This window comes from Geodermatophilus sp. SYSU D00965, assembly GCF_054050075.1.
Genome location: NZ_JBJGYQ010000004.1, coordinates 135,600 through 150,070, shown reverse-complemented (window position 1 = coordinate 150,070; position 14,471 = coordinate 135,600). Strand labels below are relative to the sequence as shown.

The window sequence follows — 14,471 nt, the reverse complement described above, 5'->3', positions numbered from 1 at the left end:
GGACGGGGTCCTCCTGGGGGTCCTTGCTCAGTGCGCCGGGCGGTCGTGGTCGTCGGCCGGACGCTCCTCGACGACCACCGGACGCAGCCGCGACCACAGCCCGAACGCCGCGGCGAACACCAGCATCCCGATGCCGGCCCACAGGTTGGCGTTGACGTCGCCGGTCCTGGCCTGCTCGGCGTCATCGAACGCGAACAGCCCCATGAGGACCAGCACGAGTCCGTAGAGGCCGATCAGGCCCGCGATGACGTTGCGGACGTCGAACGCCCCCGCCGCGTGCCTGCGCTGCTCGCTCACGTCGCGCTCCCCTCTCACCGGAAGATGACGTTCAGGGCCACGACCAGGACCAGGGAGATCCCGGCCAGCTTGGTCGGCGACTGGTACCAGGGCAGCCGGTGCGCCTCGGGATCGGTGCGTGCCTCGCGGGGGGTCTCGGAGTAGACCAGGCCGGCCAGCTCGGCCACCGGCTTCGGCGTGGTCACCGCCGTCACCGCGACGCTGACCACGATGTCGACGACGAACGCCGTGCCGGCCGCCACGAACGCCGCGCCCTGCCCGGGCAGCGTCAGGACGCCGGTCTCGCTGAGCACGAAGACGACGATCGCCCCGAGGGTCCCCGAGACCAGCCCGGCCCAGCCGGCCGTCGGCGTCATCCGCTTCCAGAACATGCCGAGGATGAACGTGGCGAACAGCGGGGCGTTGAAGAAGCCGAACAGCGTCTGCAGGTAGTCCATCAGGTTGCTGTAGCCGGCCGCGATGAGCGCCGTGCCGATGGCGACGACCGTGGCCCCCACCGTCGCCCAGCGGCCGACCGTGAGGTAGTAGCCGTCGGGCCGGTCCTTCTTCACGTACTGCTGCCACAGGTCGTAGCTGAAGACGGTGTTGAACGCGGAGATGTTGGCCGCCATCCCCGCCATGAAGGCGGCGAGCAGGCCGGCGATCGCGATGCCCAGCAGCCCGTTGGGCAGCACGTCCCGGATCAGCCCGAGGATCGCCTCGTTGTAGGTCAGCTCGCTGTCCTGCCCGGCCTTGAGCTGCTCGATCTCCGGCACCAGGACCGAGGCGATCATGCCCGGGATGACCACGATGAACGGCACGAACATCTTCGGGAACGACCCGATGATCGGCGTGCTGCGCGCCGCGGACATCGACTTGGTCGCCATCGCCCGCTGGACCTCGACGAAGTTCGTCGTCCAGTAGCCGAAGGAGAGCACGAACCCGAGGCCGAAGACGATGCCGACGGTCGACCAAACCGGGCTCTGGAAGCCGGACAGCTCCGTGCCCGGCCACGAGGACAACTGCTCCTCGTAGCCGGCGGACGTGAACTCGTCGATCAGCCCGCCGACGCCGCCGACGCGGTGCAGGCCGATCAGCGTCAGCGGCAGCAGAGCCGCGACGATGACGAAGAACTGCAGCACCTCGTTGTAGATGGCCGCCGACAGCCCGCCCAGGGTGATGTAGCTGAGCACCACCACGGCCGCGACGATCAGCGACACCCACAGCGGCCAGCCCAGCAGCGCGTTGACGATGGTGGCCAGCAGGAACAGGTTGATCCCCGCGATGAGCACCTGCGCCAGGGCGAAGCTCAGCGCGTTGACCAGGTGGGCACCGGTACCGAACCGCCGGCGCATGAACTCCGGGACGCTGCGCACCTTCGACCCGTAGTAGAAGGGCATCATCACCACGCCCAGGAAGAGCATGGCGGGCACCGCGCCGACCCAGAAGTAGTGCATGGTCGGCATGCCGTACTGCGCGCCGTTGGCCGACATCCCGATGATCTCGACCGCGCCCAGGTTCGCCGAGATGAACGCCAGACCGGTCACCCACGCCGGCAGCGACCGCCCCGAGAGGAAGAAGTCCAGGCTGTCGGAGACGCGACGGCGGGCCGCGAACCCGATCAGCAGGACGACGGCGAAGTAGACGACGACGAGCGCGTAGTCGACGAACGAGGCGTCCAGGCGCAGCGCGTCCACGGCAGGACCTCCGCTTCTCGGAGTGGGGTCAGACCAGTCGGTGGGCCCCCGGAGACGGCACGACGGCGAAGGTCCGTGGCGCGCTGTACCCCGCCTGCGCGAAACGATCCGTGATCATCGTCGCGACTTCGCTGGTCAACGAGGCGTCCACGAGCACGATCGCGCTCCCGCCGAAGCCGCCGCCGACCATCCGCGCCCCGGCGGCGCCGGCCTCCAGCGCCGTGGCCACGCACGTGTCCAGCTCGGCCGTGGAGATCTCGAAGTCGTCGCGCAGCGAGGCGTGCCCCGCGGTGAGCACCGGCCCGATCGCCGCCGGCCCGTCGGGCCCCCGCAGCACCCGGACGACGTCGAGCACCCGGGCGTTCTCGGTGACGATGTGCCGGGCGCGGCGCAGCAGCACCGCCCCCTCCGGCGTGCCGTCGTCCAGGGCGGCGAGGGCGGCGACGTCCGGGACGTCGCGCAGCGCGGCGACCCCGAGCCGCTCGGCGGCCTGCTCGCACTCCCGCCGCCGGTCGCCGTACCCGCCGGTGGCGTGGTCGTGGGTCGTCCCGGTGTCGACGACGAGCAGCTCCAGGCCCGCCGCCGCCAGGTCGAAGGGCACCTGCTCGCAGCTGCGGTCGCGGGTGTCCAGGAACAGCGCGTGCCCGACGGTGCACAGCAGCGACGCGGACTGGTCGAGGATCCCCGTCGGGGCGCCGACGAAGTCGTTCTCCGCCCGGCGGGCCACGTCGACCAGGTCAGCGGTGGCGAGCTCGGGGGCGGCGAGGTCCCGCAGCGCGAGCGCGACGGCGCACTCGAGCGCCGCCGAGGAGGACAGCCCGGCGCCGGAGGGCACGTCGCCGTCCACGACGACGCTCACCCCGCCGGGCAGCCGGTCGCGCAGCTCGGCGACGACGCCGGCCACGTAGCCCGACCACCCGTCGGGCCGCCCGGGCGCCAGCTCGCCGACCGGCACCTCGACGCGGTCCCGGGGGTGCTGGAGGGAGGCGATCGCCACCAGGCCGTCCTCGCGCCGGGCCACGGCGGCCCGGGTGGTGTGCGGCAGCGCCACCGGCAGCACGAAGCCGTCGTTGTAGTCGGTGTGCTCGCCGATGACGTTGACCCGCCCCGGCGCCGCCCAGACCCCCTCGGGCTCGCGGCCGAAGGCCTCGGCGAACGCCGAGCGCACCCGCTGCACCTGGCTCACGGGACCACCACCGCGCGGAGCTGCTCGGCGACGTCCTCGGGCGTCGTGTCGCTGATGAAGGCGCCCATGCCCGACTCCGAGCCGGCCAGGTACTTGAGCTTCCCCGGCGCCCGGCGCAGCGAGAACAACTGCAGGTGCAGCCACCAGTCGGCGCGGCCGCGGCCGACCGGCGCCTGGTTCCACGCGGCGATGTAGGGCATCGGGGTGTCGAACCGGTGCGCGAACCGGCCGAGCACGTCGAGGTAGACCTCGGCCAGCGCGTCGCGCTCCTCGTCGGTGAGCGCCGGGAGGTCCGGCACCCGGCGGTGCGGGAACAGCTGCAGCTCGTAGGGCCAGCGGGCCGCGGCCGGGACGAACGCCGTCCAGTGCTCGTTGGCCGCGACCACGCGCGGACCGCTGCGCTCGGCGGCGAGCACGTCGGCGAACAGGTCCCCGCCGGTCTCCCGCCGGTGCCGCTCGATGGAGGCGAGCACCTTCTCCAGCCGCGGGGTCACGAAGGGGTAGGCGTAGATCTGCCCGTGCGGGTGGGAGAGGGTCACCCCGATCTCCTCGCCGGAGTTCTCGAAGACGAAGACCTGCTCCACGCCCTCGATCCCCGACAGCTCCGCGGTCCGCTCGGCCCAGACGTCGACCACCAGCCGCGCCCGGTCGAACCCGAGGGTGGCGAAGGAGCGGTCGTGGTCGCTGGTGAACACGACCACCTCGCAGCGGCCGAACCCCGGCCGCAGCTCGGTCAGCGGCGCACCCGGCGCCGTCTTCGGGACGTCGCGGTCCACCGCGGTCGCCAGCGACGGGAAGCGGTTCTCGAAGACGACGACCTGGTAGTCGGCCTCCGGGATCTCCGTGGGCTCCCGGCCGGGCCGGGTCGGGTCCAGCGGGCACAGGTCGGCCGGCGGGAGGAAGGTCCGCGTCTGCCGGTGCGAGGCCAGGACGACCCACTCGCCGAGCAGGGGGTCCCAGCGCAGCTGCGACCGGGTGCTCACCTGGGGCAGGTCGCGGGTGTCCTCCGCCGTCCGGTCGGGGGCCTGCGACCCCGCGTCGAAGTAGAGGATCTCCCGGCCGTCGGCCAGCCGACGACTCGTCCGGATCACGTGCACTCCCGCCTTCCCGCCGCCCGTCACGGACCGTGAGCAGCGCCGGAGACGCTAGTCCTGCGGCGATCGGCCCGGTCAGCCACCCCGGGACGACGAGAGCCCCCGGCCGGATGGCCGGGGGCTCTCCCCTGCTGTAGCCCCGAAGGGATTCGAACCCTCGCTACCGCCGTGAGAGGGCGGCGTCCTGGGCCGCTAGACGACGGGGCCGTGCGGGAACCATCCTGCCATGCCGCCTCGCGGGCGCGCGCACCACCCCGGGACACGCCGGCCCGGCAACGAGAAGACCCCCTGGCCGGATGGCCAGGGGGTCTCCCCTGCTGTAGCCCCGAAGGGATTCGAACCCTCGCTACCGCCGTGAGAGGGCGGCGTCCTGGGCCGCTAGACGACGGGGCCGTGCGGGTGGTGCAAGAGGAACCAGGCTTCCTCGCTGGGGTACCAGGACTCGAACCTAGACTAACGGAGCCAGAATCCGTCGGGCTGCCAATTACCCCATACCCCAAGGGTCGTGCTGCACCTCGCGGCGCTGCAGACCACCATACCCGACGCTCTGCGGCGGGTTCGCCACCCCCCGGGGTGACCCTGGTCGCAGGTCCAGCGCGGGGGTGAGCGTCTCCGGCCGCAGCCGCTCCCGGGCCCGCGCCACGAGCGCCACGTAGGCGGCCATCGCGAGCAGGTCGATGACGACCACGAGCACCCCCGTGCCGGTCGGCACCGAGTCGGAGGTCACGCCCTCGCCCAGCCCGCCGGCCAGCACGAACACCAGCACGTTGTTGACCGCGTGCAGCACGATCGCCGCCTCCAGGCCGCCGGTCAGCCACACGACGGCGGAGGCGGCCAGCCCGAAGGCGAACCGGTCGAGGAAGGTCCAGACGTCCGGCGGGGCGTGCGCCGCGGAGAACAGCGCGGCGGTGACCACACCGGCGACGACGGCACCGGCCCGCGCGTCGCGGAACCACGCGGCGATGGCCTGGCTGAGGTACCCGCGGAAGACGTACTCCTCGGCCGCCGACTGCAGCGGCGTGGTGAGCACGACGACCAGCAGCAGCCAGCCGTAGGAGGGCACCGGCCCGGTGACCTCGCCGCCCTCGAGGAGGAACCCGAGCAGGACGGTCAGCAGGATGCCCGCGCCCAGCGTGGGCAGGGACAGCAGGGTGAACGGGGCGAACAGCCGCCGGCGCAGCCGCCCCAGCACCGACGACGACCAGCCCGGCCGCATCCCGTGCGCGGCGACCCAGGCCAGCCAGACGATCGGGATCGCCACGATCAGGGACAGGTTGGTGATCAGCAGGACGCCGGGGTCGACCAGGTCGAGCAGCTGCAGGTCCGGGAACGCCCCGGTGAGCAGCGCGGCCAGCACCACGACCGTGGCGGCCACGGTGTAGACGACGACCACCAGGAGCAGCCCCAGCAGCGGCCGCCACCAGCGCCAGTCCCGCGAGCGCATCGCGTGCAGGTACGGCACGGGGACGTCGTGCGGCGGCGTGCCCGGCGGCGGCGCCCAGCGCAGCCCCGGCGGCAGGCCCGGCGGGGCCGTGTGCGGACCGGGCTGCAGCGGCACCGGCCCGAGCGGCCAGGGCACCGGTCCGGCCGCGGCACCGGTCGCCGGCAGCGAGTGCACGCCGTGCACCGCGCCGGGGACGTACGGCGGCGCCCCGTAGGGCCCGGTCGGCGGCGGCCCGGTGTAGGGCTCGTCGTCGGCCGGGCCAGGACCTCCCGGGGGCGTCGTCACGGCGCGGTCAGCCGGGGACGGCCGCCCGGCCCGCGGCCAGGCGGGCCAGCGTGCGGTCGCGGCCGAGCAGCTCGATCGACTCGTACAGCGGTGGGGACACGGTGCGGCCGCTGACCGCGACCCGGACCGGCCCGAAGGCCTGCCGCGGCTTGCGGCCCAGCCCGTCCACGAGCGCGGTCTTGAGGGCCTCCTCGACAGCGGGGGCGGTCCACTCGGGCAGGTCGCGCAGCGCCGTCGTCGCGGCGTCCAGCACCTCGGCGGCCTCCGGGCCGGCCAGCTGCTTGGCGGCGGCCGCCGGGTCGAGCTCGACGTCCTCCACGAAGAGGAACCGCAGCAGCTCGACGGCGTCGGAGAGCACGACGACGCGCTCCTGGGCCATCGGCGCGATCGCCCGCAGCACCCGCTCCTGCTCGGCCGTCGGCGGGTCGCTGACCAGGCCGGCGCCGGCGAGGAAGGGCACGACGCGGGCCACGAAATCCTCGACCGGCAGCGCCCGCAGGTGCGTGGCGTTGATCGCCTCGGCCTTCTTCACGTCGAAGCGGGCGGGGTTGGCGCTGACCCGCGTGACGTCGAAGGCCTCGGCCATCTCGGCCATCGAGAAGACGTCCCGGTCCTCGGCGATGGCCCAGCCCAGCAGCGCCAGGTAGTTGGCGAACCCCTCCGGGACGAACCCGCGCTCGCGGTAGACGTCGACGTTGGACTGCGGGTCGCGCTTGGAGAGCTTCTTGTTGCCCTCCCCCGTCACGTAGGGCAGGTGCCCGAAGCGGGGGGTGCCGCGGGCGACGCCGATGTCGGTGAGCGCCGCGTACAGGGCCAGCTGCCGCGGTGTGGAGGGCAGCAGGTCCTCCCCGCGCAGCACGTCGGTGACCTCCATCAGCGCGTCGTCGACGGGGTTCACGAACGGGTACAGCGGGACGCCGTTGCCGCGGACGAGGACGAAGTCGGGCACCGACCCCGCCGCGAACCGCACCTCGCCGCGGACCAGGTCGGTCCAGACCAGGTCCTCGTCGGGCATGCGCAGCCGCAGCACCGGCTGGCGGCCCTCGTCGCGGAAGGCGGCCTTCTGCGCGTCGGTGAGGAAACGGTCGGCGTTGTCGTAGCCGAGCTTGGGGTCCTGCCCGGCGGCCAGCCGGCGGGCCTCGACCTCCTCGTTCGTGGAGAACGACTCGTAGGCGTGCCCGGCCGCCAGCAGCTTGGCGGCCACCTCCCGGTAGACGTCGTGGCGCTGCGACTGCCGGTAGGGCCCGTGCGGGCCGCCGACCTCGGGGCCCTCGTCCCAGTCCAGGCCCAGCCAGCGCAGGCTGTCGAGCAGGTGCCGGTAGGACTCCTCGGAGTCCCGGGAGGCGTCGGTGTCCTCGATGCGGAAGACGAACGTGCCACCGGTGTGCCGGGCGTGCGCCCAGTTGAACAGCGCCGTCCGGAGGAGGCCGACGTGCACCGTGCCCGTCGGGGACGGGCAGAAGCGGGTGCGGACGCCGGCCGCGGGGGCGGTCACCGCGCGCCCCCGGCCGTCGAGGTGGTGTCGGCGCCGGTGACGGTGTTGGCCAGCGTGCCCAGCCCCTCGATGGTGACCTCGACCCGCTGGCCGGGGGCGATGGGCCCGACGCCGGACGGCGTGCCGGTGAGCACCACGTCGCCGGGCAGCAGGGTCATCACCTGCGAGATGTAGGAGATCAGCGTCGGGACGTCGAACAGCAGCTGGCTGGTGCGGCCGGACTGGCGCAGCTCGTCGTCCACGGTGCAGGTGACCTCGAGGTCGGCCGGGTCCTTGCCCAGCGCGCCCAGGTCGGTCTCGATCCACGGGCCGAGCGGGCAGAACGAGTCGAAGCCCTTGGCGCGGGTCCACTGCCCGTCGCTGCGCTGCATGTCCCGCTCGGTGACGTCGTTGCCGATCGTGTAGCCGAAGACGGTCGACAGCGCCTGCTCCGGGCTGACGTGCCGGGCACCGCGGGCGCCGATGACGACGGCGAGCTCGGCCTCGTGGTGGACGTTGGTGCTGCCCGGCGGGATGCGGATGGCGTCGCCGGGGCCGATCACCGACGTCGAGGGCTTGAGGAACAGCAGCGGCTCCTTCGGCGCGTCCCCGGTCTTCATCTCCTCGACGTGCGCGGCGTAGTTCTTGCCGACGCAGACGACCTTGCTCGGCAGGATCGGCGAGAGCAGCCGGACGTCGGCCTGCGCGAACCGCTGGCCGGTGAAGGAGATGGTGCCGAAGGGGTGCCCCTCGATCTGGGCGACCTGACCGTCCCCGTCGAGGACACCGAAGGACATACCGGAGGGCGAGGCGAAGCGGACGATGCGCACGGGTCGAGGCTACTGACCCGCCGCCTCCGAGCCGCGCCCGCGCCGCGGCGGCCCTACGGTCGGCTCATGGCGTGCCGGCTCAGCGAGATCGTCGTCGACTGCCGCGACCCCGAGGCGCTGGCCGCCTGGTGGGCGCAGGTCCTGGGCTACCGGGTCATCGGCCGGGAGGACGACGGCGCGGTCGAGATCGGCCCCGAGGCGGGCTTCGGCGGGCCCGCGCCGACGCTGGTCTTCGCCCCGGTGGCCGACCCGTCCCCGGGCAAGCCCCGGCTGCACCTGGACGTCAACGCCACCGACCGGGACCAGGACGCCGAGCTGGAGCGGCTGCTGGGTCTGGGCGCGGCGCGGGCCGACGTCGGCCAGACCGGTGAGGAGGACTGGCACGTGCTCGCCGACCCGGAGGGCAACCCGTTCTGCCTGCTGCGCCGCCGGCTCGACCCGGTGTAGACCGGTCACCTGCTGCAGACCTGCCCCAGCCCCCAGACCGAGGAGGACCCCGTGATCCTGATCGTCATCAAGTTCCCCGTCCGGCCGGACAGGATCGACGAGTTCCGGGCCAAGGCCGACGAGTACGCGGCGGCGGTGAACGCCGAGGAGGGCAGCCTGTTCTTCGAGTGGTCCCGCAGCGTCGAGGACCCGAACACGTTCGTCTGCATCGAGGGCTTCCGCGACTCCGAGGCCGGCGCCTCGCACGTGGCCACCCCGCACGCCAAGGCCGCCTTCGACTGGATGTCGGACCTGGTCGCCGAGCAGCCGCAGATCATCTACATCGACGCCCCGGAGGTCAGCGGCTTCGGCCCCATGGGCGAGGTGCAGCCGCGGGGCTGAGCGCCTGAGCTCGCCGCGGGCGCGGGCGCGTTGACCGGCCGCGCCCGCGGCGCGAGAGTGACCGGGTGAACCGCGCCCTGGCGGTGCTGACCTGCGTCGCGCTGCTCACCGTCGTGGTCGAGGCCACCGACGACACCCGCCCGTGGCTCGCGGTCGCCCTCGGGGTCACCTACGCGGTCCACTCGCTCGTCACGTTCCCCTGGCTGACCCGGCAGCCGGTCCCCCGCCGCTACTGGCTGACCGCCGGGCACGTGTGCCTGCAGCTGCCCCTCGGCGCCCTGCTGTTCGGCGCGGCGCAGGCCGGCGTCGGGGCGACCCTGCTGCTGCTGGTCCTGGTCAGCCAGAGCGTCCTGCTGCTGCCGCTCCCGGGGGCCGCGGCGGTCACGGCGGTCGTGCCGCTGGTGCACCTCGGCATGGGGTGGGCGGACTTCGTGCGCAACGGGCTGGGCCTGCTGGGCGCCGCCGTCTTCACCGCCGTGGTGACCGAGCTGCTGCGGCGGGAGCAGCGCGCGCGGGCCGAGCTCGCCGAGGCCAACGAGCTGCTGCGCGGGCACGCGGCCCAGGCCGAGGAGCTGGCCACCACGCGTGAGCGCAACCGGCTGGCCCGCGACATCCACGACGGCCTCGGCCACCACCTCACCGTGGTGCAGATGCAGGTCCAGGCCGCCCGGGCGGTGCTGCCGACCGACCCCGGCCGCGCCGACGAGGTGCTGGCCAAGGCGCAGCACCAGGCCAGCGAGGCGCTCGCCGAGGTCCGCCGGTCGGTCGCCGCCCTGCGGGACCCGGCGGCGGCTCCGGCGCTGCGGGCGGGGCTGGCGGCGCTGACCGCGGAGGTGTCCGCCGCGGGCCTGCCGACCACGCTGGAGGTGGTCGGGCCCGAGCGCCGGCTGCCTCCCGAGTCGGAGGAGTCGCTGTTCCGCTCGGCCCAGGAGGGGCTGACCAACGTCCGCAAGCACGCCGGAGCCACCAGCGCCCGGGTGACGCTCACCTACGCCGGCGACGGCACGGTGCGGCTCGCCGTCCGTGACGACGGCCGGGGCCTGCCGGCCTCCCGGGACACCGGGGACCGGCGCACCTTCGGGCTGCTGGGGCTGCGCGAGCGCGCGGCCCGGGTGGGCGGGCGGCTGACCGTCGAGTCCGCGCCGGGCGAGGGCACGGCGCTGCTGGTGGAGGTGCCCGGGTGAGCGCCGTCCGGGTGCTGGTCGTCGACGACCAGGCGCTGTTCCGCGAGGCCCTGGTCACGCTGCTCGGTGCGCGGCCGGAGGTGGAGGTGGCCGGGGAGGCCGCCGACGGCGCGCAGGCGCTGGAGCGGGCCGCCGAGCTGCAGCCCGACGTCGTCCTCATGGACCTGCACATGCCCGTGCTCGACGGGATCGCCGCGACCCGGCGGCTGCGGGTCGAGCAGCCCGCCGTCCGGGTGCTGGCGCTGACGACGTTCGACGACGACGAGGACGTGTTCGCCGCGCTGCGCGCCGGCGCGGTCGGCTACCTGCTCAAGGACGTCTCCTCCGACCGGCTGGTGGAGGCGCTCCTGTCGGCCGCCCGCGGGGAGTCGGTGCTGCAGCCGTCGGTCGCGGCCAAGGTCGTCGCCCGCTTCGCCCAGCTCGACGACGCCCCGCGCCCGCGCCCGCAGCCGCTGGTGGACCCGCTGTCCGCGCGCGAGCTCGACGTCCTCCGGCTGCTGGCCGACGGGCGCAGCAACCGGGAGATCGCCGCGACGCTGTTCCTGGCGGAGGGCACGGTCAAGAACCACGTCACCAACGTGCTGGTCAAGCTGGGCGCCCGGGACCGCACCCAGGCCGCCCTGCGGGCCCGCGCCCTCGACCTGGTCTGACCACCGACCGTGCCGGGTCGTGACCGGCGACCGTGACCTCCGGCACGTGGCGGGGACGCCGCGACGCCCGACGCTGACCGCATGACGACGACGCAGACCCCGCAGCACACCGCCTCCCGCGGGCGGCGCACCTGGCACTTCGTCCGCCACTACCTCGAGATGGTCGTGGCGATGGTCGTCGGGATGGTCGCGCTCGGGCCGGTCGAGGAACTGGTCTGGCCCGGGCTCGACGACCGCCTCGACGTCTCCGTGGTGGTCATGGCCACCAACATGGCGATCGGGATGGGCGCGTGGATGCGCTTCCGCGGCCACTCGTGGCGGGCGGTCGCCGAGATGTCGGCCGCGATGTACCTGCCGTTCGCCGTCCTGCTGGCGCCCTACTGGGCGGGTGCCGTCTCCGGCGGTGTGCTCATGACCGTCGGGCACGTCGCGATGCTGCCGCTGATGGCGCTGGCGATGCTCCTGCGCCCCGCCGAGTACTGCCACTGAGGGGCAGCGCGCCCCGTCGGACCGGCCACCCGCGGGCCGTCCGTCCCCCGAGGACGGACGGCCCGCGGCGCGCTCAGGCCTGGGCTGCTGCGGGAGCGCGGTGGCGGACGGCGTAGGTCAGCGCGTCGACCAGCGCGTGCCAGGAGGCCTCGACGATGTTGTCGTGCACGCCGACGGTGGTCCACTCCCCCACCCCGTCGGTGGAGTCGATGAGCACCCGGGTGGTGGCGCTGGTGCCGCCCTTCCAGCCGAGGATGCGGACCTTGTAGTCGGCGAGCTGGACGTCGGCCAGCTGCGGGTAGCGGCTCACCAGCGCCTGCCGCAGCGCGTTGTCGAGGGCGTTGACCGGGCCGTTGCCCTCCCCGGTGCTGATGATCCGCTCGCCGTCGACGTGCACCTTGACGGTGGCCTCGCTGACCACGACGCCGTTGCCCCAGTGCTCGACCGAGGTCTTGTAGCTCTCCAGCTCGAACAGCGGCGCCGGGGCGTCGGGCAGCTGGGCGCGCAGCAGCAGCTCGAAGGAGGCGTCGGCGGCCTCGAAGGACCAGCCGTCGGCCTCGAGCACCTTGACCTGGTCGACGACGCGGGCGATGGCGTCGGGGTGGCCGTCGAGGTCGACGCCGAGCTCGCGGCCCTTGAGCTCCACCGAGGCCCGGCCGGCCATCTCGGTCACCAGGATCCGCATGTCGTTGCCGACGACGGCCGGGTCGAGGTGGTTGTACAGCTCGGGGCTGACCTTGATCGCGCTGGCGTGCAGCCCGGCCTTGTGCGCGAACGCCGAGGCGCCGACGTAGGGCTGGTGCTCGTCGGGGGCGATGTTGGCCAGCTCGGCGATCGCGTGGCTGACCCGCTGCAGCTCCGGCAGGCACTCGGCCGGCACGACCGGCAGCCCCATCTTCGTCACCAGGTTGGCGACGAGGGCGAAGGTGTCGGCGTTGCCGGCCCGCTCGCCGTAGCCGTTCGCCGTCCCCTGGACGTGGGTGACGCCGGCCTCCACCGCGGCCAGGCTGTTGGCGACCGCGCAGCCGGTGTCGTCCTGGCAGTGGATGCCCAGCCTGCCGGCCACCCGGGAGCGGACGTCGGCGACGACCCGGCCCACGCCCATCGGCAGCATCCCGCCGTTGGTGTCGCACATGACCCCGACCTCGGCGCCGGCGGCGAAGGCGGTCTCCAGCACGCGGACGCCGTAGTCCGGGTCGGCCGCGTAGCCGTCGAAGAAGTGCTCGCAGTCGAGGAACACCCGGCGGCCGTGCCGCACGAAGAACTCGACGGTGTCGCGCACCATCGCCAGGTTCTCCTCGAGCGTCGTGCGCAGCGCGTCGCGGACGTGCCGGACGTCGGACTTGGCCACCAGGCAGACGACCGGCGTCTCGGCGTCGAGCAGCGCCCGCACCTGCGGGTCGTCCTCCACCCGCACGCCGGCCTTGCGGGTGGCGCCGAACGCGACCAGCTGGGCGTGCCGGAGCTTGAGCTCGGTGCGGGCACGGGCGAAGAACTCGGTGTCCTTGGGCAGCGCGCCGGGCCACCCGCCCTCGATGAACCCCACGCCGATCTCGTCGAGCAGCCGGGCCACGGCCAGCTTGTCGGCGACGGAGTAGCTCACGCCCTCCCGCTGCGCGCCGTCGCGCAGGGTGGTGTCGAAGACGTGGAAGTCGGCGGCGGTGGGCGGGTCGAGGGGCATCGGGGTCTCCCGGGAGCTGGTCGGCAACGGCCCGAACACGAAAAAGACCCCCCGGGTACGGGAGGTCTGCGCGCAGTCGGGGAGGTGACTGCGCGCTAGGCGATGATGATCGAGCCGGTGGGGTGCATCACGACGAGTAAACCACGGCGGCTCGGCAGGTCCTACGGTTCGGGGCCATGACGACGACCAGCGACCCGGCCGCGGGAATGGCGGCACGCGAGGTGGCCGAGGCCATGGCCGACGCCGCCACCGCCTGGCTCGACGCGCTCGACCCCGACCAGCGGGAGCTGGCCGCCTGGCCCGGCCCCGACGACGAGGCGGCCGAGGCCGAGCGGCTGCGGTGGTACTACACGCCGACCGACCACGGCGGGCTCCCCCTGGGCCGGCAGCGCCCGGCGCAGCAGCAGCTGGCCATGCGGCTGGTCGCCAGCGGCCTGTCGACCGCCGGGTACGTCACCGTCGCCTCCGTCATCGGCTGGGAGAACGTCCTCGACCACCTGGAGGGCTGGTCGGTCGACTGGGGTCGCGAGCGCGGGCGCGACCCGGGCCTGTACTACCTGCGCGTCTTCGGCACCCCGGGCGGCGAGCGGCCCTGGGGCTGGCGCTTCGGCGGCCACCACGTCTCGCTGAACAACCTCGTCGTCGACGGTGCCGTCCGGTCGACGACCCCGTGCTTCGTGGGCGCGGACCCGGCCTCGGCACCGGTGCTCGGCGGCGCGGACCTCCGCCTGCTGGGCAGCGTCGAGGACCTGGCGCGGGACCTGGTGCGGTCGCTGCCCCCGGACCTGCGCGCGGCCGCGGTGCTGCTGGACCGGGCGCCGTCGGACATCGTCGGCGGCAACCGTCCGCGCATCGACGAGGGGGACGAGCTGATCCAGCTGTCCGACATCTGGCGGCAGCGCTTCACCGACCCCCGCCTGCTGGAGCGGGTGACCCGCATGGCCGAGACCGCCGAGGGGGCCAGCGGTTTCGGCCCGGCCGACCACCGGCGGCTGGCGCTGACCGCCGAACCCAAGGGGCTGCCCGCGACCGAGCTCGACCGCGAGCAGCGCGCCCTGCTGCAGACGCTGCTGAGCGCCTACGTCGGCCGGGTGCCCGACGGGCTGGCGCCGCAGGTCGACCTGGACCGGGTGCACGTGGCGTGGGCCGGCTCGCTGGAGCCGGGGCAGCCGCACTACTACCGGCTGCAGGCCCCCCGGCTGCTGGTGGAGTGGGACAACACCGCCCGCGGGGCCAACCACGCGCACTCGGTGTGGCGCGACCCGCAGGCCGACTTCGGGCTCGACGTGCTCGCCGAGCACCGGAGCCGGCACCACGCCGGCTGACGGCCCGGAGAGCACCGCAGCGAGGAAC

Annotated in this window: 14 protein-coding genes and 3 tRNA genes; 6 read left to right on the top strand and 11 right to left on the bottom strand. The window is 74.0% G+C overall.

Annotated features, from left to right (window positions below):
* Nucleotides 1-27: 27 nt before the first annotated feature.
* The 10 genes from ACI789_RS05290 to ACI789_RS05245 all read right to left on the bottom strand — a co-directional run bounded on the left by ACI789_RS05290 (nt 28) and on the right by ACI789_RS05245 (nt 8,286).
* Entirely contained in the window at nt 28-297 is a 270-nt protein-coding gene (locus ACI789_RS05290; RefSeq protein ID WP_457007043.1) for a hypothetical protein, read from the bottom strand.
* Nucleotides 298-311: 14 nt separating this feature from the next.
* Nucleotides 312-1,973, bottom strand: coding sequence for a sodium:solute symporter family protein (locus ACI789_RS05285; RefSeq protein ID WP_457007042.1), 1,662 nt, complete (start codon nt 1,971-1,973; stop codon nt 312-314).
* Between the two features lie 28 nt (nt 1,974-2,001).
* Nucleotides 2,002-3,159 (bottom strand): galactokinase, encoded by a 1,158-nt coding sequence (gene galK, locus ACI789_RS05280; protein ID WP_457007041.1) that lies wholly within the window; start codon nt 3,157-3,159, stop codon nt 2,002-2,004.
* Nucleotides 3,156-4,250, bottom strand: coding sequence for a galactose-1-phosphate uridylyltransferase (gene galT / locus ACI789_RS05275; RefSeq protein WP_457007040.1), 1,095 nt, complete (start codon nt 4,248-4,250; stop codon nt 3,156-3,158). The genes galK and galT overlap by 4 nt, the downstream gene beginning before the upstream one ends.
* Nucleotides 4,251-4,387: 137 nt before the next feature.
* A tRNA-Glu gene (locus tag ACI789_RS05270) sits at nt 4,388-4,460 on the bottom strand.
* A 113-nt stretch (nt 4,461-4,573) separates the two neighbouring features.
* Nucleotides 4,574-4,646, bottom strand: a tRNA-Glu gene (locus ACI789_RS05265).
* A gap of 34 nt (nt 4,647-4,680) precedes the next feature.
* A tRNA-Gln gene (locus tag ACI789_RS05260) sits at nt 4,681-4,752 on the bottom strand.
* Nucleotides 4,738-5,982 carry a CPBP family intramembrane glutamic endopeptidase gene (locus ACI789_RS05255; RefSeq protein WP_457007039.1) on the bottom strand — a complete coding sequence of 415 codons (1,245 nt, stop codon included), beginning with the start codon at nt 5,980-5,982 and terminating at the stop codon, nt 4,738-4,740. The genes ACI789_RS05260 and ACI789_RS05255 overlap by 15 nt, the downstream gene beginning before the upstream one ends.
* 7 nt (nt 5,983-5,989) lie before the next feature.
* The gene (gene gltX / locus ACI789_RS05250) at nt 5,990-7,477 is read right to left on the bottom strand and encodes a glutamate--tRNA ligase (protein WP_457007038.1); all 1,488 of its coding nucleotides are present in this window, start codon (nt 7,475-7,477) and stop codon (nt 5,990-5,992) included.
* Entirely contained in the window at nt 7,474-8,286 is an 813-nt protein-coding gene (locus ACI789_RS05245) for a fumarylacetoacetate hydrolase family protein (RefSeq protein ID WP_456917679.1), read from the bottom strand. Before ACI789_RS05245 ends, gltX begins: the two co-directional genes overlap by 4 nt.
* A gap of 66 nt (nt 8,287-8,352) precedes the next feature.
* Between ACI789_RS05245 and ACI789_RS05240 the strand changes: the two genes are divergently transcribed.
* From ACI789_RS05240 to ACI789_RS05220, 5 genes are all read left to right on the top strand, one after another.
* On the top strand, nt 8,353-8,733 hold the full coding sequence (locus ACI789_RS05240; RefSeq protein ID WP_457007037.1) for a VOC family protein: 381 nt from the start codon (nt 8,353-8,355) through the stop codon (nt 8,731-8,733).
* A gap of 51 nt (nt 8,734-8,784) precedes the next feature.
* Nucleotides 8,785-9,114, top strand: coding sequence for a putative quinol monooxygenase (locus tag ACI789_RS05235; RefSeq protein ID WP_456917681.1), 330 nt, complete (start codon nt 8,785-8,787; stop codon nt 9,112-9,114).
* A gap of 65 nt (nt 9,115-9,179) precedes the next feature.
* On the top strand, nt 9,180-10,298 hold the full coding sequence (locus ACI789_RS05230) for a sensor histidine kinase (protein WP_457007036.1): 1,119 nt from the start codon (nt 9,180-9,182) through the stop codon (nt 10,296-10,298).
* The gene (locus ACI789_RS05225; protein WP_457007035.1) at nt 10,295-10,948 is read left to right on the top strand and encodes a response regulator; all 654 of its coding nucleotides are present in this window, start codon (nt 10,295-10,297) and stop codon (nt 10,946-10,948) included. Before ACI789_RS05230 ends, ACI789_RS05225 begins: the two co-directional genes overlap by 4 nt.
* A gap of 81 nt (nt 10,949-11,029) precedes the next feature.
* Entirely contained in the window at nt 11,030-11,437 is a 408-nt protein-coding gene (locus ACI789_RS05220) for a hypothetical protein (protein WP_457007034.1), read from the top strand.
* A gap of 73 nt (nt 11,438-11,510) precedes the next feature.
* Here the strand turns inward: ACI789_RS05220 and cimA are convergent, their stop codons facing one another.
* Nucleotides 11,511-13,118, bottom strand: a complete 1,608-nt coding sequence (cimA, locus tag ACI789_RS05215; RefSeq protein WP_457007033.1) for a citramalate synthase — start codon at nt 13,116-13,118, stop codon at nt 11,511-11,513.
* Nucleotides 13,119-13,294: 176 nt separating this feature from the next.
* Between cimA and ACI789_RS05210 the strand changes: the two genes are divergently transcribed.
* The gene (locus tag ACI789_RS05210; protein ID WP_457007032.1) at nt 13,295-14,443 is read left to right on the top strand and encodes a DUF3500 domain-containing protein; all 1,149 of its coding nucleotides are present in this window, start codon (nt 13,295-13,297) and stop codon (nt 14,441-14,443) included.
* Nucleotides 14,444-14,471 lie beyond the last annotated feature (28 nt).

Bases quoted from the DNA above. Each gene is read 5' to 3' on its own strand.
- ACI789_RS05240 (WP_457007037.1), top strand. From the start codon at position 8,353: ATGGCGTGCCGGCTCAGCGAGATCGTCGTCGACTGCCGCGACCCCGAG.
- ACI789_RS05210 (WP_457007032.1), top strand. From the start codon at position 13,295: ATGACGACGACCAGCGACCCGGCCGCGGGAATGGCGGCACGCGAGGTG.
- cimA (WP_457007033.1), bottom strand. From the start codon at position 13,118: ATGCCCCTCGACCCGCCCACCGCCGCCGACTTCCACGTCTTCGACACC.
- ACI789_RS05220 (WP_457007034.1), top strand. From the start codon at position 11,030: ATGACGACGACGCAGACCCCGCAGCACACCGCCTCCCGCGGGCGGCGC.